Annotated in this window: 18 protein-coding genes; 12 read left to right on the top strand and 6 right to left on the bottom strand. The window is 63.2% G+C overall.

Features of this window, described 5'->3' with window-relative positions; translation table 11 throughout:
- Positions 1–253 (bottom strand): carbohydrate porin (locus tag KO539_RS27795; protein ID WP_219313370.1); only part of this gene is annotated, 253 nt, incomplete at its 3' end.
- Between the two features lie 310 nt (positions 254–563).
- Here KO539_RS27795 and KO539_RS27790 point away from each other — a divergent pair.
- The 8 genes from KO539_RS27790 (at position 564) to KO539_RS27755 (ending at position 10,254) form a co-directional block, all read left to right on the top strand.
- Positions 564–1,868, top strand: coding sequence for a sugar ABC transporter substrate-binding protein (locus KO539_RS27790; RefSeq protein ID WP_176390914.1), 1,305 nt, complete (start codon positions 564–566; stop codon positions 1,866–1,868).
- A 102-nt stretch (positions 1,869–1,970) separates the two neighbouring features.
- Positions 1,971–2,831 (top strand): carbohydrate ABC transporter permease, encoded by an 861-nt coding sequence (locus tag KO539_RS27785; protein ID WP_219313368.1) that lies wholly within the window; start codon positions 1,971–1,973, stop codon positions 2,829–2,831.
- Between the two features lie 10 nt (positions 2,832–2,841).
- Positions 2,842–3,660 (top strand): carbohydrate ABC transporter permease, encoded by an 819-nt coding sequence (locus KO539_RS27780; protein WP_035826517.1) that lies wholly within the window; start codon positions 2,842–2,844, stop codon positions 3,658–3,660.
- A gap of 23 nt (positions 3,661–3,683) precedes the next feature.
- A complete protein-coding gene (locus tag KO539_RS27775; protein WP_219313367.1) occupies positions 3,684–4,730 on the top strand; it encodes an ABC transporter ATP-binding protein in 1,047 nt (348 codons plus the stop codon).
- Between the two features lies 1 nt (position 4,731).
- The gene (locus KO539_RS27770) at positions 4,732–6,213 is read left to right on the top strand and encodes a mannitol dehydrogenase family protein (protein WP_219313365.1); all 1,482 of its coding nucleotides are present in this window, start codon (positions 4,732–4,734) and stop codon (positions 6,211–6,213) included.
- 15 nt (positions 6,214–6,228) lie between these two features.
- Entirely contained in the window at positions 6,229–7,146 is a 918-nt protein-coding gene (locus KO539_RS27765) for an AraC family transcriptional regulator (protein ID WP_219313363.1), read from the top strand.
- Positions 7,147–7,201: 55 nt separating this feature from the next.
- Positions 7,202–8,128 carry an AraC family transcriptional regulator gene (locus KO539_RS27760; RefSeq protein ID WP_051959516.1) on the top strand — a complete coding sequence of 309 codons (927 nt, stop codon included), beginning with the start codon at positions 7,202–7,204 and terminating at the stop codon, positions 8,126–8,128.
- A gap of 71 nt (positions 8,129–8,199) precedes the next feature.
- The gene (locus tag KO539_RS27755) at positions 8,200–10,254 is read left to right on the top strand and encodes an esterase-like activity of phytase family protein (RefSeq protein WP_219313361.1); all 2,055 of its coding nucleotides are present in this window, start codon (positions 8,200–8,202) and stop codon (positions 10,252–10,254) included.
- Positions 10,255–10,408: 154 nt separating this feature from the next.
- Here KO539_RS27755 and KO539_RS27750 read toward each other — a convergent pair whose 3' ends face one another.
- The gene (locus KO539_RS27750; RefSeq protein WP_225240657.1) at positions 10,409–12,493 is read right to left on the bottom strand and encodes a S9 family peptidase; all 2,085 of its coding nucleotides are present in this window, start codon (positions 12,491–12,493) and stop codon (positions 10,409–10,411) included.
- A 117-nt stretch (positions 12,494–12,610) separates the two neighbouring features.
- Complete coding sequence (locus KO539_RS27745) at positions 12,611–13,318, bottom strand: glutathione S-transferase family protein (protein WP_219313359.1); 708 nt, start codon at positions 13,316–13,318, stop codon at positions 12,611–12,613.
- Positions 13,319–13,432: 114 nt separating this feature from the next.
- Here KO539_RS27745 and KO539_RS27740 point away from each other — a divergent pair, with 114 nt between their 5' ends.
- The 4 genes from KO539_RS27740 to KO539_RS27725 all read left to right on the top strand — a co-directional run bounded on the left by KO539_RS27740 (position 13,433) and on the right by KO539_RS27725 (position 17,859).
- Positions 13,433–13,798, top strand: a complete 366-nt coding sequence (locus KO539_RS27740; RefSeq protein ID WP_219313357.1) for a helix-turn-helix domain-containing protein — start codon at positions 13,433–13,435, stop codon at positions 13,796–13,798.
- 61 nt (positions 13,799–13,859) lie between these two features.
- Positions 13,860–14,456 (top strand): hypothetical protein, encoded by a 597-nt coding sequence (locus KO539_RS27735; protein WP_219313355.1) that lies wholly within the window; start codon positions 13,860–13,862, stop codon positions 14,454–14,456.
- A 375-nt stretch (positions 14,457–14,831) separates the two neighbouring features.
- Positions 14,832–16,070 (top strand): HD-GYP domain-containing protein, encoded by a 1,239-nt coding sequence (locus KO539_RS27730; protein WP_219313353.1) that lies wholly within the window; start codon positions 14,832–14,834, stop codon positions 16,068–16,070.
- A gap of 145 nt (positions 16,071–16,215) precedes the next feature.
- Complete coding sequence (locus KO539_RS27725) at positions 16,216–17,859, top strand: methyl-accepting chemotaxis protein (RefSeq protein WP_219313352.1); 1,644 nt, start codon at positions 16,216–16,218, stop codon at positions 17,857–17,859.
- Here the strand turns inward: KO539_RS27725 and KO539_RS27720 are convergent.
- From KO539_RS27720 to KO539_RS27710, 3 genes are all read right to left on the bottom strand, one after another.
- Positions 17,831–18,679, bottom strand: a complete 849-nt coding sequence (locus KO539_RS27720; protein ID WP_219313350.1) for a DUF2071 domain-containing protein — start codon at positions 18,677–18,679, stop codon at positions 17,831–17,833. The two genes, KO539_RS27725 and KO539_RS27720, sit on opposite strands and share 29 nt — an antisense overlap.
- 62 nt (positions 18,680–18,741) lie before the next feature.
- Positions 18,742–19,524 carry a 3-hydroxybutyrate dehydrogenase gene (locus tag KO539_RS27715; protein ID WP_070257772.1) on the bottom strand — a complete coding sequence of 261 codons (783 nt, stop codon included), beginning with the start codon at positions 19,522–19,524 and terminating at the stop codon, positions 18,742–18,744.
- A 92-nt stretch (positions 19,525–19,616) separates the two neighbouring features.
- Positions 19,617–20,678 carry an AraC family transcriptional regulator gene (locus KO539_RS27710; RefSeq protein ID WP_219313348.1) on the bottom strand — a complete coding sequence of 354 codons (1,062 nt, stop codon included), beginning with the start codon at positions 20,676–20,678 and terminating at the stop codon, positions 19,617–19,619.
- Positions 20,679–20,796: the final 118 nt, after the last annotated feature.

Here is a 20,796-nt window from a genome sequence, read left to right as displayed (position 1 = left end):
TGGCGACGGACTTGGTGTAGCCGAATTCCGTGTAGGCGTCGCACTCATTGCCCAGACGGTATTTCATGGTGTTGCCACCCAGGCCGAAGCAGCCTTGCGAACCGCCACCGCCCGAAGTATTGCTGCCGGCGCCAGCGCGCAGGTAGCCGTGGAAGCCTTCGGCGTCGGATGGGTACATGGGGTCGGCCATGGCGGAAGCGCTGGCGATGGCCAGGATGAGGGCAGGTAAGGTTTTCAATGCAGTGCGGTTCATGCGGTCTCCAGAAGAATGTAGGTGGTAGCGGTGGCGCCCCGGGGGACGGTCACCGCACGCGGTCTAATGCCGAAAACCAAGTCTAGCAGCGCTTTTTTAACCACCCTGATACAAAACGTGCAAGTGCTGATACTTTCTTTCAGAGTGTTGTTTTTGCCACATATCGATACTCTTGCGCATGGCAGGTTTGCAAAGGAGTATCGAATTGCGGTTTTGGAGTATCAGAAAGTATCAAAGTCCGGTGCTACATTGTGGTCGTGGTGCCAAGTACCTGAGCATTGCCAACGACAAAAAACACTGGAGACACACAATGAAACGTTCCGCCATTGCCGCGCTGATCGCCGGCTGCCTCAGCTCGTCCGCTTTCGCCGCTACCGACCTGGTCATCGCGACCGTCAACAACGGCCACATGATCGAAATGCAAAAGCTCAGCAAGTTCTTCGAGCAAGCCAATCCCGACATCAAGCTCAAATGGGTGACACTGGAAGAGGGCGTCTTGCGCCAGCGCATGACCACCGATATCGCCACCAAGGGCGGTCAGTTCGACGTGATGACCATCGGCCTGTATGAAACACCCATCTGGGGCAAGAAAAACTGGCTGATCCCCATCAAGCCGGACGCCAAATACGATATCGACGACTTGCTGCCCGCCATCCGCGAAGGGCTGTCCGGCGACGGCAAGCTGTACGCGTCGCCGTTCTATGGCGAAAGCTCGATGATCATGTACCGCAGCGACCTCGTCAAAAAAGCGGGCGTGACGATCGAGGACCGCCCATCCTGGAACCAGCTGCGCGACGTGGCGGCCAAGCTGCACGATCCGGCCAACGGCGTGTACGGCATCTGCCTGCGCGGCAAGCCGGGCTGGGGCGACAACATGGCGTTGATCACCACCATGGCCAATTCCTACGGCGGCCAGCTGTTCGACATGAAATGGAAGCCGCAATTTACCAGCAAGCCGTGGAAGGACGCGGTCAACATGTATGTCGACCTGATGAAGAAATACGGTCCGCCGGGCGCGGCCGCCAACAGCTTCAATGAAAACCTGGCGCTGTTCAACCAGGGCAAGTGCGGCATCTGGATCGACGCGACGATCGCCGCCTCCTTCATCACGGATCCCAAGCAAAGCAAGGTGGCCGACAAGGTGGCGTTTGCCCAGTCGCCCGTCGGCGTGACGGAGCGGGGCGCCAACTGGCTGTGGATCTGGTCGCTGGCCATTCCAGCCAGCTCCAAGCACCCGAACGAAGCGCAGCGCTTCATCAACTGGGCTACCTCGCCAGACTACGTGAAGCTGGTGGCCAAGGAAACGAGCTGGGCCAACGTGCCGACGGGCACGCGCAAGTCGACGTATGCGAGCCCCGAGTTCCAGAAAGTGGCGAAATTTGCCGCCGCCGAAGGCAAGGCCCTGGCCACCACGCGTGCCGTGCAAAGCACCTTGCCGCCATCGCCGTACGTGGGCGTGCAATTCGCGTCGATTCCCGAATTCCAGGTGATCGGCGTGGCGGCAGGCCAGCAGATGGCGGCAGCATTGCTGGGCAAAGTGACGGTGGACCAGGCGCTGGAATTGTCGCAGCAGACGGCGGAAAGAGAAATGCGCAAGGGCGGCTACTACAAATAACGCAGCGTCCTTGTCGAGTAGTTTGCTTACCCCAACGGCGTAAAGCAGGGGTCAGACCCGCCGGGTCTGACCCCAGATTTCACCTTGTCCCAAGAGAATATTATGAAACGCATTATCCCCCGGACTTTGCTGACGCCGGCCGTGGTCGCCGTCTCCGTCATTTCCGTGATCCCGCTGCTGATCACCCTGTATTACGCGTTCGTGCGCTATTCCATGCTCGATCCGAGCGGCCATCCATTCCATGGCCTGGCCAATTTTCACTTTTTCTTTACGGATGCCTCGTTCCTGCCGGCCTTGCAGAACACGTTTACCTTGCTGTTTTCCGTCATGCTGGTCACGGTGGTGCTGGGCACGGCGCTGGGCTTGCTGATCAATGAAGCCTTCCCGGGACGCGCCATTGTGCGCGTGCTGCTGATTTCGCCCTTCCTCGTCATGCCAGCCGTGAATGCCCTGATGTGGAAAAACATGCTGCTCAATCCGATCTACGGCCTGTTCGCGCAGATCAGTCTATTCTTTGGCGCCACGCCCGTCGACTGGCTCTCGGCCCACCCCCTGTTTTCCATCATCATGATGGTCTCGTGGCAATGGCTGCCGTTCGCCTGCCTGATCTTCATGACGGCCCTGCAGTCGATGGACCGGGAACAGCTGGAAGCGGCGCGCATGGATGGCGCCACGTATCTGCAGCAGTTGCGCTACCTCTACATTCCCCACCTGGGCCGCGCCGTCTCGGTGGTGCTGATGATCGAGATGATCTTTTTGCTGTCGATCTTTGCGGAAATCTTTACCACCACGGGCGGCGGTCCTGGCTTCGACACGACCACCATCACCTTCATGATTTACCAGCAGGCACTGCTGTCGTATGACGTGGGAGCGGCCTCGGCCGGCGCCCTGTTCGCCGTGCTCATCGCCAACATCGCCGCCTTCTTCCTGATGCGCGTCATCGGCAAGAATCTGTCGAAATAAGGAGACCTTGATGCATAGCAAACTCAATCTGTATGGCCGCACAGCCGCCGCCTGGCTGGTCGCGCTGCTGCTGTTCTTTCCCATCTTCTGGCTGGGCCTGATGGCCTTCAAGACGGAAGGGCAAGCCATTTCCACGCCGCCGCTGCTGTTCTTCACGCCCACGCTCGACAGCTTCCGCGAAGTGCTGGCGCGCGACAATTACTTCGGCTACGCGTGGAACTCGCTGTTTACCAGCGTGCTCTCGACGGCCATTGGCCTGTTGATCGCCATCCCGGCCGCGTATTCGATGGCCTTCTTTCCCACGGGCGGCACCATCGGCTTGCTGAAATTTATGCTCAGTTCGCGCTACATGCCCGGCGTGGGCGCCCTGATGCCCATCTATATCTGCTACCAGTACTTCGGCCTGCTCGACACGCGCATCGGCCTGACCATCATGTTCATGCTGATGAATTTGCCCATCATGATCTGGCTGCTGTACACGAGCATGAAGGAGCTGCCGCGCGAAATCCTCGAGGCGTCGCGCATGGATGGCGCCACCGTGTGGGATGAATTCCGCCATGTCGTGCTGCCCCTGTCCGTGGGCGGCATCGCTTCCACGGCGCTGGTGTGCATGGTGTGGTCGTGGAATGAATCGTTCTGGTCGCTGAACCTGGGCGCCTCCAACGCGGGCACCCTGGCCTGGCTCATCGCCTCGTATTCCAGCCCGGAAGGCCTGTTCTGGGCCAAATTGTCGGCCGCGTCGCTGATGGCGATTGCGCCCATCATGGCGCTGGGCTGGTTCTGCCAAAAACAACTCGTGCAGGGGATGACCTTCGGCGCAGTCAAATAAACTACAAAATAGAGACCCACATCATGGCTTACCTTCAACTAAGCAATATCGAAAAATTCTTTGGCGAGCACCGCGCCATCAAGGGCATCGACCTGGAGATCAAACAGGGCGAATTCGTCGTCTTTGTCGGGCCGTCCGGCTGCGGCAAATCCACCTTGCTACGCCTGATCGCAGGCCTGGAGCCGATCGACGGCGGCAAGCTGTCGCTCGACGGGCGCGACATCACCAGCGTGCCTTCATCGAAGCGCGACCTGGCGATGGTCTTTCAATCGTATGCGCTGTATCCGCACATGACGGTGTTCCAGAACATGTCGTTCGCCTTGAAACTGGCCGGCGTCGATCCCGCCATCATCCGCGAGAAAGTCGACAAGGCGGCCGCCATCCTCGACCTTGGGCGTTACCTGGAGCGCACGCCGAAGGAATTGTCGGGCGGCCAGCGCCAGCGGGTGGCCATCGGCCGCGCCATCGTGCGCGACCCGAAAGTGTTCCTGTTCGATGAACCGCTGTCCAACCTCGACGCGGCCCTGCGCGTGCAGACGCGCATCGAGATCGCCAAGCTGCACCGCGAACTGGGCGCCACCACGATTTACGTCACGCACGACCAGGTCGAAGCGATGACCCTGGCCGACAGGGTCGTGGTGCTGCGCGATGGGCAGATCGAGCAGCATGGCTCGCCATTGGAATTGTATGACCGTCCCGCCAACCGCTTTGTCGCGCAATTCATCGGCACGCCCAGCATGAACGTGGTGCCGGCCGATGCGGCGCCGCAGCTGCTGGCGCAGGCGGGCAGCGCGGCGCAGGCCGACGGCTTTGTCGGCATCCGCCCGGAACACGTGCACCTGGGCGCGGCGCAGCCGGGTAGCGTGCCCGTCACCGTCGACCTGGTGGAGTCCCTGGGCGTGGAAACCCTGACCTATGTGCGCTTGCCGAACAATGTGCAGGTGGTGTCGCGCGGCGCCGAGCGCAGCAGCCTGCAGCCGGGCCAGCAGACGCATCTGACGTTCGAGCCGGGCTTCGTCCATTATTTTGACCGCGCCGGCAAGACCTATGCCGCCGCCAAGGGAGTTTGAAATGAGCGCCATTGAACTGAAACAGGCGAACCTGGCCAAGCTGCCAGGGAACGTGACCGTGCCCGCGTACGTGCGCGAGACGCTCGTGCCCAGCATCGTGCACATCGGCGTGGGCGGTTTTTTTCGTGCCCACCAGGCCGTGTATCTCGACGATTTGCTGGCCTTGCCGGGCCAGGAACACGCGCAGTGGGGCTATTGCGGCGTGGGCTTGCTGGCGCACGATGCGGCCATGCGCGACGCCATGCGGGCGCAGGATGGCATATACACGGTGGTCGAGCGCAGCGCGGCCGGCGATACGGCGCGCATCGTCGGCTGCATCGGCGACTACCTGTATGCGCCCGACGAGCCGCAAGCCGTGCTGGACAAGCTGGCCGACCCTGGCACGCGCATCGTCGCGCTGACCATCACCGAGGGCGGCTATTATGTGAACCAGGGCACGGGCGAATTCGATGCGGCTCACCCCGATATCGTCTACGAACTGGCGCATCCGGAATCGCCGCGCTGCTCGTTCGGCTACCTGGCCGCCGCGCTGGCCCTGCGCCGCGAGCGGGGCCTGGCACCGTTTACCATCATGTCCTGCGATAACCTGCAAAATAATGGTGACGTGACGCGCAAGATGCTGCTGGCCTTTGTCGCCCTGCGCGACCTTGAGCTGGCGCGCTGGCTGGCCAGCGATGGCAGCTTCCCCAACAGCATGGTCGACCGCATCACGCCGGCCACCACGGATGAACACCGGGCGCTGGTGCGCGACAGCTTTGGCATCATCGACGCCTGGCCCGTCGTGTGCGAGCCGTTCCGCCAGTGGGTCATCGAAGACGAATTCCCGCAGGGCCGGCCGGCCTGGGAGCTGGTGGGCGCGCAGATGACGCACGACGTGCTGCCGTATGAAAAAATGAAGCTGCGCCTCTTGAATGCCAGCCACCAGGCACTGTGCTACATCGGCATGCAGCTCGGTTACACGTTTGCGCACGAAGCGATGGACGATCCTGGCATCCGCCTGCTCGTGCGGCGCATGATGGACGAGGAAGTGACGCCCTTGCTTGACGAAGTGGAAGGCATCGACCTGGCGCGCTATAAAGATACCCTGATCGAGCGCTTCTCGAACCCCGCCGTGCGCGACCAGCTGGCGCGCATCGGCACGGAAGGCTCGGCGCGCATCCCGAAATTCGTCCTGCCGTCTGTGCGCGAAGCGCTGGCCAAGGGGGGCGCCATCGAGCTGCTGGCATTTACCGTGGCGTGCTGGTTCCGCTACCTGGAAGGCCATGATGAAGCGGGGCGCGAGATGCCCTTGAACGATCCGTATGCGGCGCGCCTGCGCGCGCTGGCGCTGCAGGGCGGGGCGGACGCTGCGGCCTTGCTGTCCTTGCGCGAGCTGTTCGGCGAGTTGAGCGACACAGCCGCGTTCACGCAGGCGGTGAGCGATGCGCTGGCCAGCCTGTATGGGCTGGGCGCGCGCGCGGCGCTGGAACAGATCGTCGCCTGACGGGGAGGGTGCGCCATGCCACGCAAAGCCGATGCCTCGTTGCCGCAGATGGAGCTGGAACAGCAGCGCGACGCCACCCCCGGCTTCGAGCCGAAAGGCAGTTTTGGCTTCATCCGCTATCTGGAGCACGGCTTTCCGAATGCGCTGGTGCGCTGGCACTACCACGAGGAGTACGAACTGCACCTGATCGTCGAGACGAGCGGCAAGGTGTTTGTTGGCGACTACATCGGCCAGTTCACGCCTGGCCACCTGGTGCTGACGGGGCCGCGCGTGCCGCACAACTGGGTCTCGCTTGGCACGCCGCCGCAAGGCGTGGCCTTGCGCGACATGGTGATCCAGTTTTCGCATGCGCCGCTGGCCTCGATGGCCTCCGCCATTCCCGAACTGAAGGATATTTTTCCGCTGCTGCAGCGCGCCTTGCACGGCGTGGAATTCTTTGGCGTCAGCGAACAGTCGCTGCGCCGTTTCCGGCGCATCCGCGACAGCAGCGGCCTGCCGCGCTTCATCGAATTTTTGACCCTGCTGGGAGAACTGGCGCAGACCAGCGACTACCAGCTGCTGTCGACGGTGCCGATGCAATCGAGCGACGACGACGTGGCGCTGGCGCGCATCAGTTCGGCCATCAATTACATCGTGCACAATTACAGCAGCCAGTTTTCGCTGAGACAGCTGGCCGAGCAGGTGGACATGCCCGAGCGGACGTTTTCGCGCTTCTTTCGCAGCGCCACGGGCAACAGCTTCACGGACTTCGTCAACCGCCTGCGCATCAACAAGGCTTGCCAGCTGCTGATGGAGACGGAGAGGTATGTGAGCAACATCTGCTACGAGTCCGGTTTCAATAACGTGGCCAATTTCAACCGGCGTTTCCTGGAACTCAAGGGCATGACGCCGAAGGAGTTTCGCCAGCAGGCGCTGGGCCGTTTTGGCGCCTGAGGTTTTTTGAGGTACATTCGAGGGCGCAGGCGGGGACAGCCTGGGAGAGACTAGCATGGAACACCTATGGCAGAGGGACAGCGAGCGCAAGGCGCCCGAACTGGAACGCGAAAGCTACGATGGCATCATCAATTACCTGGAACATGGCTACCCCAGCTCGCGCGTGCGCTGGCACTGCCACGAGGAATATGAGCTGCACCTGATCGTCGCCACCAGCGGGCGATTGTTCGTGGGCGACTATATCGGCGAATTTTCGCCCGGCCACCTGGTGCTGACGGGCCCGCGATTGCCGCACAACTGGATTTCCAACGTCATGCCGGAAGGCGGCGTGGCCCTGCGCGACATGATCGTGCAGTTCGCCCACGCGCCCTTGGCGGGCGCCGCGCGCCTCATCCCCGAATTGCGCGAACTGCTGCCGCTGCTGGAACGCTCCAGCTATGGCGTGGAGTTTTTCGGGATGGGCGCGGAAGCGGAGCAGCATCTGGCGCGCATCCGCGCCACGCATGGCGCCGAACGCTTTGCCGCATTCGTGCAATTAATGAGCAAGCTGGCGCGCACGGCCAATTACCGCTTGCTGTCGAGCGCCTCCCTGCGTTCCTACGACGATGACGCCACCCTGGCCAAGGTCAATTCCGTCCTCAACTACATCACGGACAATTACCGCGAGCCGATTTCGGCGGAAATGCTGGCCGAGCAGGTGGGCATGTCGCTGAGTAAATTCTCGCGCTTCTTCCGCAAGGCGACGGGCAACAGTTTTACGGATTTTCTCAGCCGTTTGCGCATCAACAAGGCTTGCCAGCTGCTGATGGACACGGATCAATACGTCTCCAACGTTTGCTACGACGTGGGTTTCCAGAACGTGGCCAACTTCAATCGCCGCTTCCTGCAGGTGAAGGGCGTCACGCCGAAGCAATTCCGGCGCCAGGCCGATGGGCGCTTTGGCGGCATCGGCGGGCCCGTGGCGGATATGCCACAGGCATGAGGACTGTCACGGGCTTGTCACGTTGACTGGTTATGCTCCACGGCTTCAATCCCACCTTAGCCGAGGAATGCATGAACACTGCCGTAACGTCGATCCCGAAACTGACCCTGCTGGCCATCGCCGCCGGCCTGACCCTGGCCGCCTGTGGCGGCAGCGATAACACGCCGGCGGAGCCTTCCAGGCCCGTGGCGCAAACGGGCGTGTTCCTCGACGGCGCGGTGGAAGGACTCGATTACGTGGCCGGCAGCGCGGCCAAGGCCAGCACCAATGCCAAGGGCGAATTCATTTGCAACCCCGGTGATACGGTGGCCTTCAGCGTGGGCGGCCTGGCCCTGGGTTCTGCCCCATGCGGCGCCATCGTCACGCCGCTGGCGCTGGCCGCCAGCACCAATGTGGCGGACGACAAGGTCGTCAACCGCCTGCTGGCACTGCAATTGCTGGACGAGGACAGCGATCCGTCGAACGGCATCAGGCTGACGGCGGAAGTGAAGGCCGCGCTGGCCGGCAAGACCCTGGACTTTGCCGCCGCCCCGGCCGTCTTCAATGCGGCCCTGTCCACGCATCTGACTGCCGTGGGCGCGAAATTCGCCGGCCGCACGGTCGATGCGGAGCGCCGCGCCCTCGTGCGCGAGCATTTCGAAGACACGCTCGCCTCGAAAGCTGGCGCGCCCGTCAACGAGGTCCTGACGCAAGCCAATCCGGTGGGCGAAGTGAAAGTGACGGTGACGCGCTACCAGATCCAGGCGGCTGATAAATTCTACGTGCCGTACGAAGGCGCCAACGCCAAGATCAAGGGCGAATTCCCGAACGGCTTCCTGCCATCGTACGGTTCCGGCCTGGCTTACAAGGGCAAAAACGCGGCGGGCGACCTGGAATTCTACGGCTTGACGGACCGTGGCCCGAACGGCGACGGCCCGATCGTGCCCGACCCTTCGGGCAAGGGCACGATCGGCAGCAAGATCTTCCCGTCGCCCAGCTTCACGCCCTCGTTCGGCGTGCTCACGGTGGGCAAGAACGGCGCCGTCCTGTCATCGAGCACGCCGATCAAGGTATCGGCCACCGTTAACAGCTCGGGCTTGCCCGTGCCCGTGGGCGCCGTCGGCAACTCGGCCGAGATTCCCGTCATGGATGCGATGAAGTTCGACGCAAGCGGCAAGGCCGTCTTCAACGCGGGCGGCCTCGATTCGGAAGCCATCGTCGTCGATACGAAGCGCAATGCGCTGTGGGTGTCCGACGAATACGGCCCCTTCATCGTCAAGATCGATGCCGCCACGGGCATCATCCAGGCCAAATACGAGCCGGGCAAGGGCTTGCCGGCGCTGTTCGCCAAGCGCCGCGCCAATCGCGGCATGGAAGGCATGACCTTAGATACCAGCAACGACAAGCTGTACGCCTTCCTGCAAAGCCCCTTGTCTGACGGCACGGCGCCGTACACGGTGACGAAGAAGAATGAACAGGTCGAGCGCTTTGCCCGCTTCACGCGCTGGATCGAATTCGATCCGACGTCGGGTACCAGCGGCAAGATGTATGCGTATCCGCTCAATGCGGCCGACTACCAGGATGGCCGCACGGGCAACGCCAAGCTGGGTGACATGGTGGCGCTGGGCGGCGGCAAGTTCCTCGTCATCGAACAGGGCGCCGCGCCGTCGGGCAAGGTGTTCAATAAATTGATGCTGGTCGAACTGAAGGGCGCCACGGATATCGCGGCGGCCGCTTTCAACGCGGCGACGTCCGACCTGGAAAAGAGCAGCATGGGCGGCGCGGCCGTCAATGGCGCCGACTGGGCCGCCGTCACGCCGTTGAAGAAAACCCTGCTGCTGGATTTGAACGCCATCGGCTGGGCGGCGGAAAAGGCGGAAGGCCTGACCCTGATCGACGACTCCACCATCGCGCTGGCCAACGACAATGACTTCGGCCTGAAAACCAAGATCTTTGACGCGAACGGCGTGGAAGTCGATGGCGCCGACGTGACCAAGTGCACGGTCGATGCGAGCGGCACCATCGTCACGAGCAGCGCGGCCGGCTGCAACGCGGCCAACACCATCCGCGTGGCGCGCGGCGACGACCGCGAGCGTCCTAGCCGTTTGTGGATCGTGAAGTTTGCCAAGGCGCTTAATACGTATTGATGTGCTGCTGTGTCGGATTACGCGGCGCTGCGCGCCGCTAATCCGACCTACCATCCACTTGCACGATAAAAAGCCGCGCGGTGCATCTCTGCACCGCGCGGCTTTTTTACGTAGGTCGGATTAGGCCGAAGGCCGTAATCCGACATGTATCCGCTTACTTCTTTGTGTAGGTATTCAACCAATCCAGCACCGTGTGATGCCACAGCAGCGAATTGGCCGGCTTCAGCACCCAGTGGTTTTCGTCCGGGAAGACCAGCAGCTTGCTCGGGATGCCCTGGCGCTGCAGCGCCGTGAAGGTGCCCAGGCCTTGTGCGGTGGGGATGCGGAAGTCCAGGTCGCCCTGGACCACCAGCATCGGCGTCTTCCAGTTTTTCACGAAGTTGACGGGGTTGAACTGTTCGTGCTTGGCTGGCGCGTCGTAGTACGGGCCGCCGTTTTCCCATTCCGTGAACCACAGTTCTTCCGTCGCGTAAGCCATGCCGCGCTGGTCGAACACGCCGTCGTGGTTGACCAGGCATTTGAAGCCGTCCGGCCAGTTACCGGCGATCCAGTTCATCATGTAGCCGCCATACGACGCGCCCAGCGCGCAGCTGCGCTCGCGGTCCAGCCATGGAAACTTCTTGGTGGCCGCTTCCAGGCCCTTCTGCAAGTCGACCAGCGGCTTGCCGCCCCAGTCGCCGCTGATGGAGTCCGTGAACTTCTGGCCATAGCCGGTGGAGCCATGGAAGTCGATGAAGACGGTGGCGTAGCCGGCGCCTGCATACACTTGCGGGTTCCAGCGGTAGCTCCAGCTGTTGCCAAAGCTGCCTTGCGGGCCGCCGTGGACGAGGAAGGCGACCGGATACTTTTCGCCCGCCTTGGCATTCCACGGCTTCATGACGTGGCCGTAGACGGTTTCGCCATTCGCGCCGGCGAACGAGAACTGTTCATATTCGCCGAAACGCACGTCGGCCAGAGCCGCCGCATTCTGCTTCGTCAGCTGCACCATCGGTGCGTTTTCCGACTTGGCGTCGAGTTTGCGCGTGTACAGCTGCGCGCCCGACGTCAGGCTCGCTTGCGCCAGCACGATGGTATTGCCGCGCACGTCGAAGTCGCCCACGGCGCCCTTGCCCGTCAGCGCAGCGACCTTGCCGCTGGCCGCGTCGATGTGGAACAGACGGTGCTGGCCCACATCGTCGGCGGCGACGAGGAAAGCCTTGCTGTCCGGCGTCCAGCGGAAGTCGGCCACGGAACGGTCCCAGTCGTCGGCCACGGTGCGTTTCTTGCCGGTGGCGACATCCATCAGCACCAGGTGGAAACGGTCCGCTTCGAAGCCGGGCTTGGTCATGGCGACATAGGCCAGGGTGCGGCCATCGGGCGACCAGGTGGCTTTCGCATCCCAGGCCGGATTGTCGGCCGTGAGGTTGCGCGGCGCCTGGCCGCCAGTGGCAGGAATCGTGTAGACGTCGAAGTTGGTCGACCACGATTCCGTGCGGCCAGCCACGCGCACGGAGAAGGCGACCGTCTTGCCGTCCGGGCTGAAGTGGTATTCGCCGTTGTCGCCGAACGGTTTCGATGGCGCGTCGCCATCGAGGGTGCCGCTCAGGCTCACGGGCATGGCGCTGACCTTGCCGGTGGCATCGATCGGCGCCGAGTACAGCGCGTTGCGGCGGCCATCGGCCCAGGTATCCCAGTGGCGCACGAACATCTGGTCGTAGACCATGCCGCTCGCCTTGTTCTTGGCTTTTTCATCGAGGCGCTTTTTCGTGCAGGCGATGTCCGCGCAATCGAGGAAGACGCCCATGCTGAAGGCCAGGCGGTCGCCTTGCGGCGACAAACGGTAGGTGTCGACGTCCAGTGCCAGGTCGGTGACCTTGGCTGCTTCGCCGCCGTTCAGGGGCAGTTGCCATACTTGCGAGGAGCCGGAACGGCCCGAGAGGAAGTAGATGGCGTCGCCGTTCGGCGACCATTGCGGGTCGCTGGCGCTGGCATCGCCGCGCGTGAGCTGGCGTGGCGCTGCATTCGGTGCGCGCAGGTCGATCATCCACAGCTGCGTGTTGCCGCGGTTTTTATCCAGGTTGGTGGTGCGTACCGTGTAGACGACGCGCGTGGCGTCCGGCGACAGCACGGGGCTGCCCACACGTTCCATGGCCACCATGTCTTCCACGGTGAACCCGCGCGGCGCGGCCAAGGCCGGCACGGCGGCAGTGGTGGCCAGGGCGGCACTGAATGCTCCCAAGAGCAGCAGACGTAAACTCATTCAAACTCCCAATGTTATTGCGACGTTGTTGATGTGATATGAACGTGGCCGGCTGTACCGCCGGCAGGCCGACATCATAGCAATAAAGACGCGCCTGCTGCGGGAGTTGACCGCCGGTTAGCCGGCCGCCATTGCCAGTTGGTCGAGCGCCACGTGGCCCCGGAAACCGCCCTGGCTGGTGGCCGGCAAGCCAGCTTCGATGGCGTGGGCGAAGCGGATGCCGGGGTCCTGTTCCAGCGCGGCCAGCACGCGCGCCGTGTTCGGATAATCGGCCAGGCTGGCCAGCTGCAGCGGTTCTGCCCAGCGTGCCGTGGCCGCCAGGTAGGCGTCGGCGATGGTCGGCGCGTTATCGGAGGCGAGCCAGCTGCGGCCAGCGAGCAGGCGCTCCAGGTGCGCCAGGCTTTTGTTCACCTTCTCGATGGCCATCTCGCGCCAGACGGCCGCGCGCGCATCGTCCGGTGCCGCACGCGCGGCCTGGAAGGCGGGCATGAAGGCCGCGTGAAACGTCGTGTGCAAAAAGGACAGCACGCTGTTCAGGCGGTCGTATTGTGGCGTGCCTTGCGCAAAACCCAGGCTGCTGCCTGGCGCGCGGGCGGCCAGGTGCAGCAGGATCGCCATGCTTTCCAGCAGCGGCGCACCCGCGTGCGTGAGCAGGGCCGGCGTCTGGCTCAGGGGATTGATGGCGAGAAAGGCCGGATGCTGCTTGCTGGCCGGATCGCGCGCTTCCACGCGGGCCAAACGATACGGCAAGCCGCTCCATTCGAGGGCGGCAATGGCGGCAAACGAGCAGCCGAACGGGACGCTGTAGATCAGGGTGGTTTCCAAGTCGAAACTCCAAGTTGGGTGGGGAAGGGCAGTCTAAGGGCAATGGTTACTATTTGGAAGAAGGCAGAATAATGTGGTATAGGTACATTTTTTATACCAGGCGGGAAGCAAAGCATGAAAGACAATGTCTCCGGCTGCGCCGTGGAAGAAGCCATGCGACTGCTGGGCGGGCGCTGGAGAACCGTGCTGCTCAGCTATCTGATGGCGGGGCCGAAGCGCTTCAGCGAAATCCGCCGCGCCGTGCCGAATATCTCGCAGCGCATGCTGACCCTGGACTTGCGCGCGCTGGAAGAGGCCGGTTTGCTGACGCGCACGATTTATGCGGAAGTGCCCGTCAAGGTGGAATACCGGCTGACGGACGAGGGTTTGCGTCTGCGCGAACTGGTCGAGATGCTGCGCGGCATCGGCCTGCGTTTGCGCGGGCAGGCGGACGCGGGTGGCGCCTTTCTCGCGCCCGATGGCGAGGATCATTCTCAATAGAAACAGCTGTTGTTATGCAAAGTGCTAGACTGCCGGCCTTAGCTCACTACTCCCGATACCCATGCGCCTGACTTCCCTCGCCCTGACCGCCGCCGCCCTGTTCGCCGCCCTGCCGGCCCAGGCGGCCACCATGCCGACACTCGAACAAATCCACGCCGCCGTGCAGGCGGGCGTGGCCAAGACCCAAGCCAAGATGCAATCGGCTATGCCGGTACCGATCGCCGTCAAGGTGACCAGCCTGCAGGGCTGCCAGGAGTCGCAGGAAGTGCCGGGCGAGGTGGTGTGCCTGGTGGGCATGAGCGCCGGCATGCGCGATGCTTTTAATGTACTGCCATTGCGTAACGAGGGCGGCACCTGGGTCGGCGTCGAACGCAAGAACGCCAAGTTCACGGGGCCGTCGCCGGCCGAGGCGCAAGCGATGATACGCGCGTGGGCCAAGGAAGAAGTGGCGCGCAATCCGGAAGCGGCCAAGGACGTGCAGATGCAGGAAGCGCAAAGCACCATGCAGGTCAAGGCCGTCAACGAGTGCGATGTCAAGCGCAAGACAGGCTACCTCGTATGCGATACGGAATTGAGCGTGCCGAGCCGTCCGGAAGCCATCAAGACGGAACTGACCTTTATGCTGGAAAACGGCGCCTGGCGCTACGTGCCGCGCTAAGCCGCCGTTCGCGACGCCGTTCGCGCGTCCGCCTGATACTTCTTTCTCCATAGCGCCAGCCCCACGTCGGGGCGCCGGCGCTGGCACACTTCCCTTCTGCACAGTATGCCCAAGCGGCGGCCCATGAGGCCGCTGGCAGGCATGCGCCGCCATCATCGGCAGAATGCATGCAAAACTGTAAATTCTGCATGGTTTAATTGATATATTTATTGATTTAATATTTATTTGAGTGAAAGCGATAGAATTGGTGATTATTGTTGTATTTATTGCGATTCTGCCATATAAAATAAATATTCGGTTTAATCATTATTTTTCAGCGTATGATATTGATAATGCGCAAGTAAATGCCGCGATCTGACTGTGTGGAGAACCGTCGTGCTGAAAAAAATAACGAGTAGTGAACTGGTGCTGGGAATGTATGTCGAGCGCCTGGGCCGTTCCTGGCTCGATAACCCGTTCTGGACGCGTTCCTTCCTGCTCGAGTCGCCGGCTGACCTGGAACGTATCCGCGCGGCACGCCTCTGCGAGGTATGGATCGATACGGCGCGGGGGCTGGTGCCGCCGGTTGCCGTGCCGCCTTCCGCGCCGCCTGCCGTGCCGCTGGCTGCAGCTGCGCCGGCAACAGGTAGCGGCCCCGTCCCGAATGCGGCGCCAGCCAGGTCGCGCGACGAGGAACTGGCGCACGCCCGGCGCCTGATCGAACGTTCGCGCCAGGCCGTGCAGACCATGTTTGACGAGGTGCGCATGGGCAAGGCCTTGTCTGCGGCGCAGGCCTATACACTGGTCGACGATATCGCCGCGTCGGTGCTGCGCGGCGGTAACCTGCTGCTGGGCCTGGCGCGTCTGAAAACCGCCGACAATTACACGTATATGCATTCGGTGGCCGTGTGCGCGCTGATGACGGCGCTGGCCAGGGAGCTGGGCCTGGCGCCCGAGCAGGTACGCTCGGCCGGCCTGGCGGGCTTGCTGCACGATATCGGCAAGATGGCCGTGCCGACCGCCATCCTCAACAAGCCTGGCAGCCTCAGCGAAGCGGAATTTTCTTCCGTGCGCGCCCATCCGGCCGCCGGGCACCGCATGTTGCGCGAAGTGGGCGAGATCGATCCGGTGGCGCTCGACGTGTGCCTGCACCACCATGAAAAGCTTGATGGCAGCGGTTACCCGGAGGGGTTGCGCGGCGAGGAAATCAGCCTGTTTGCGCGCATGGGCGCCATTTGCGACGTGTACGATGCGATCACCTCGAACCGGCCGTACAAGCAGGGCTGGTGCCCGGCCGATTCGCTGCGCCGCATGGCCGCCTGGCGCGGCGGGCATCTCGACGCGCAACTGTTCGCCGCCTTCGTCAAATGCCTGGGCATCTATCCGCTGGGCACCCTGGTACGGCTGCAGTCGGAACGTCTGGCCGTGGTGGTGGGACAGGCGCCGGGCAAGCCGCTGACCGCGCCCACCGTGCGCGTCTTTTTTTCCATCCGCGCCGGCACGTGCATCGCGCCAGCCGTCGTCGACCTGGCCGCGCCGGGTTGCCAGGAGCGTATTGTTTCCACGGAAAGCGCAACCGATTGGCGCTTGCAGGACGTCGACCGTTACTGGGCCGGCGAAGCCGCCATGGCATGACGGCTGGCACAGCCGTAATAAAGTGCATTTTGTTAATAATAAAATATTAAAATAATGGTGCCAGTGCCGTGTCCGCTTTCCTGGCTGGCGACCGTTCCTTGTCCGCATACCCGTCACCGTACGGGCTACTTCTGAGGATGTGACCATGCGACTCAATCTTCCCGTCAGCGATACCGAAATCAATCTGAGCGATACCGAGACCATCGTCTCGACTACCGACTTGCAAGGCAATATCACGTATGCCAACCCGTATTTCATCGCCGTCAGCGGTTACAGCGCGGAAGAATTGATCGGTGCGCCGCAAAACATCCTCCGGCATCCGGACATGCCGGTCGAAGCGTTCGCCGATTTCTGGGCCACCATCCGCTCGGGCCGGTCGTGGAGCGGCATGGTGAAAAACCGCTGCAAGAACGGCGATTGCTACTGGGTGCTGGCGAACGTGACGCCCGTGGTGGAAGACGGCGTGGCTGTCGGCTACATGTCCGTGCGCACCAAGCCCACGCGCCAGCAGGTGGCGCAGGCGTCCGCCCTGTACGCGCGCATCAAGGCGGGGCAGGCCGATGGCATCGTCATCAGCCAGGGCGCTGCCGTGCGCACGGGTTGGCTTGCCAAGTTCGCGAGTCTGCGCGACTTGCCGCTGGGCAAGCGCATCGGCTGGAATCTGAGTTTGCTGACGGCCGTTCTGCTGCTGCAACTGGCGTGGAATGCGGGCGTGTTGCCCGATGCAAGCCACGGCTGGCTGACGGGCCTGTCCGTGATGGCCGTGTGCGCCACCCTGTATTTCTGGCACAGCTTGCACCGCGCCGTGCTGCAACCGTTGCAGCAGGCGCGCCAGGCCTGCGACGTGATGGCGGGCGGCGACCTGACGGGCGAACTCGATACGACGCGGCGCGACGAGATGGGGCAGCTGCTGCGCTCGCTGCGGCAGTTGCGCGTGAACCTGCATTCCATCGTCGGCGACGTGCGCGGCAATTTCTTGCGCATCAGCATGGCCAGCCAGGAAATTGCCGCCGGCAATATGGATTTGTCGGGCCGCACGGAAGCGCAGGCGTCGGCCCTGCAGCAGACGGCGTCGAGCATGGAGCAACTGGCGGCCACGGTGCAGCAAAACAGCGGCAACGCCGTGCAGGCCAGCGACATGGCGGGCAAGGTGCACGGCCTGGCCGGGCGCGGCGGCGAACTCGTCGGCCAGATGGTGGCGATGATGGCGGACATTAACGCTTCATCGAAGAAGATCGGCGACATTACAGGCATTATCGAAGGCATTGCCTTCCAGACGAATATCCTCGCCTTGAACGCGGCCGTGGAAGCGGCGCGCGCGGGCGACCAGGGGCGGGGATTCGCCGTCGTGGCGGGCGAAGTGCGCAGCCTGGCCCATCGCAGCGCGTCGGCCGCCACAGAAATCAAGCAATTGATCACGGCATCGCTGGCGCAGGTGCAGGCGGGCGCGAAGCTGGCGCAGCAGGCGGGCGCCAGCAGCGCGGAAATGCTGGGCGCCGTGCAGGGCGTGCACGGCATCATGGAAGAGATCGCCTCCGCTTCGCGCGAGCAAAGCCACGGCATCGGTCAAGTGAATATGGCCGTCACGCAAATGGATGAAGTGACGCAGCAGAACGCGGCGCTGGTGGAAGAATCGGCGGCGGCGTCCGCGTCGCTGCAAGACCAGACCTTGCAACTGGAGCAGGCGATGGCCCTGTTCAAGCTGGAACGGCGCAGGGGCGGCCAGGCTACCCCTTCGCGCGCGCCCGAGCGTCGCCGCGCTACAGCAGGCGCTCTGACAGCGCCTTGAAGGCAAGCTTGGGCACGACAAAGGCAAACGGTGCTGACACGGGCGGCAGTTGCCCCAGCAAGCCGCAGTCGGCGCGCACGGCCGTCAGCGCTTGCACCTGATCCACATCAACGGGCAAGTCGATTTCGCCAAAGACCAGCTTGCCGTTGCGTGGCACGGGGGCGATGGCCGCATCCTGGCAGGCGAGGAAGGCGACGGCGTCGCGCCAGTTGCCGAACAGCTGCTGCCAGCCGGCATCGAGGCCATGCTCCGCAACGATGTCCGCCTGCACGTCGAGCAGCGGCGCGCTGCCGGCGCCGCTGGCAATGCTGCAGCGCGCTTGCGTGGCCGTGACTTCCAGCGCCATGCCGGCGGCCAGGTGGGTCGGCAGGATGTCGCTGAACAGCCGCGTGCCCAGCGCATGGGGCAGGCTGTCCATGATATTTTTCAAAAAATACACGCAAGGCACGTCCGGCGCGCCCGCTGGCGTGTGGTCGAGGTACAAGCGCCAGTTGCTTTGCAGGGGAGACGGCAGCAGGCGGCGCAAGGGACCGAGCAGTGCCGGGCCGAAATGCCCGTGGCGGTAGGTCAGCACGGTGAACGGCGTCTTGCCGTCGCGTTGCCACAGGGTTGCGCCGGCGGGCAGCAGCCGCTGCGCGGCAGCGGCGTCGACCAGCCAGCTCACGTAGATGACATCGCGCACGTCGCTGTGCAGGGTCAGGAAGGGCAGGCGCGACATGACAGCCTGGCGTAGGTTGGCGAAGCGCGTGCTATTGGCGAGCGCGGCAAACAATCGCCCCGGCCAGCCCGCGCGCGGGTGACGGTAAGTGTTGTCTTGCAATTGGGAGCTTTCAGATGCGGTGATGCAGGCGGACGGCGCCGCCTGCCGGATGCCTTACGTGTTTACTGCATGTGCCAGCCGTGGCTGACCACAATCGACTGGCCGCTCAAGGCGTTCGATGGGAAGGCCGCCAGGAATACGGCCGTTTGCGCCACGTCCTGGGTGGTGGTGAATTCGCCGTCGATGGTGTCTTTCAGCATCACTTTCTTGATCACGTCTTCTTCGCTGATGTTCAGCTGGGCCGCCTGTTCGGGGATTTGCTTGTCGACCAGTGGCGTGCGCACGAAGCCGGGGCAGATGACGTTGGCGCGGATGCCGTCTTTCGCGCCTTCCTTGGCTACCACCTTGGCCAGGCCCAGCAAACCGTGCTTGGCGGCCACGTAGGCGCTCTTGAACGGCGAGCCTTCGTGCGAGTGCACGGAACCCATGTAGATGATGGCGCCGCCGCGGCCCGCCTTGATCATTTCGCGCATGCAGGCGCGCGTGGTAAGGAAGGCGCCGTCCATGTGAATGGCCAGCATCTTTTTCCATTGCTCGAACGGGTAGTCGACGACGGGGCTGATGATCTGGATGCCCGCATTGCTGATCAGGATATCGATGCCGCCGAAGTGGGCCGCGGCATCGGCCACGCCCTTGTCGACTTGCTCTTCGCTCGAGACATCCATGGCGACGGCAAACGCCTGGCCACCCGACTGTTTGATTTCCTCGGCCGTCTTGCTGGCCGCTTCCAGGGCCAGGTCGGCGATGACCACCTTGGCGCCCTGTTTTGCGTATTCAATGGCCATTTCCTTGCCGATACCACTGGCGGCGCCGGTAATCAGTGCGACTTTGTCTTTGAGTTGCATATTAATCCTTTGCATTGCGGGTTGGAGTGATCGTGGAAAACCTGACTATGGCAGTATAGCGAGAAAACGGGCTGTGCATGCCCCGCGCACGGCTAAACGGCTTGCTGCCTGTCAAGGATTTCCTGTAGCCGCCAGGCGCCGGGATTGGTGCCCGCCCAGGTGCGAAACGCGTGATTGAACGCGCTTTGTTCCTGGTAGCCGAGCAGGAAGGCGATGTCGACCAGTGACAAATGGGGCTCGCGCAGATAGTCGCGCGCCAGGCCGTACCTGGCCTGATCCAGCAGGGCCTGGAAACTGGTGCCCGCGTCGGCCAGCTTGCGTTGCAAGGTGCGCGGCGTCACGGCCAGGCTGGCGGCAACGGTGGCCAGCCGCGCGGAACCCTGGCGCAAGCCCGCCACGATGGCCGCGTGCACTTGCGCGTCGATGGCGCCGCCGGTGTCCGCTTCTGCCTGGCGCTGCGCCAGCAACTGTTCCGCATGCTGGCACAGCACGGGGTACAGGCTGACGTCGGCGTTTGGCACGGGCCAGTCCAGCAATTGCGCATCAAAGGTGGCCGTGTTGGCGGCGGCGTTGAAATCGGGCAGGCTGCCCAGCACGCGCACGTATTCGTCGCGGTGGGCCGCGTGGCGCAGCAAGTCGCCGCCGCCATCGTGGCTGAACGCCAGCCGGGCCGGCGGCAGTGGCATGCCGGCCAGCCAGTCGCCGCTGACTTTGACGCCGGCAAAGACGCTGTCGACCAAATGCCGGCTGGCGCCCGGGTAATTGCTGGTCCAGCCGTAATGCGCGACGGCGCCATCGCGCTGCAGGGTCGAGCGGCCCAGGTCGTGCGCCAGCCGTTCATAGCGGGCCGTCTGTTCCAGCACCTGGCCCACGTTGCTGCAACTGAGCAGTATCAAGCCATATGCGCTGTACGTGCCCATGCGCACCCGCTGGCCCACGTGCAGGCCGAAATGTGCATCGCCCGCCAGCTGCGCGCCCGCATCGAGCAGGCGCACGTAGTCGCGCGCGGGCAGGCCAGGCGCGGACGCTTCCAGATTGTGCGGCGCCACGCCGGCCGCTTGCGCCAGGGTGGCTGCCGCGATACCGTGCGCGCCGGCCGCTTCGAGCAGCGGCAGCAGATAGGCGCCGGCGACCCGGCCGTCAGTATTTGTCATGATGGAACAATGCGATTGTCATGAAAAACCAATACCCTTCGTCTGTGGCGGCATATGCTATCGGTCAAGCAAGAAAATCAAGCAAGAAAATCAAGCAAGAAAATCAGGCAGGGACAGT

The organism is Janthinobacterium sp. NKUCC06_STL, assembly GCF_019345455.1.
Taxonomy (GTDB): domain Bacteria; phylum Pseudomonadota; class Gammaproteobacteria; order Burkholderiales; family Burkholderiaceae_D; genus Janthinobacterium; species Janthinobacterium rivuli.
The sequence above is the reverse complement of the archived record's forward strand: the minus strand, read 5'-3'. Positions and strand labels throughout refer to the sequence as shown.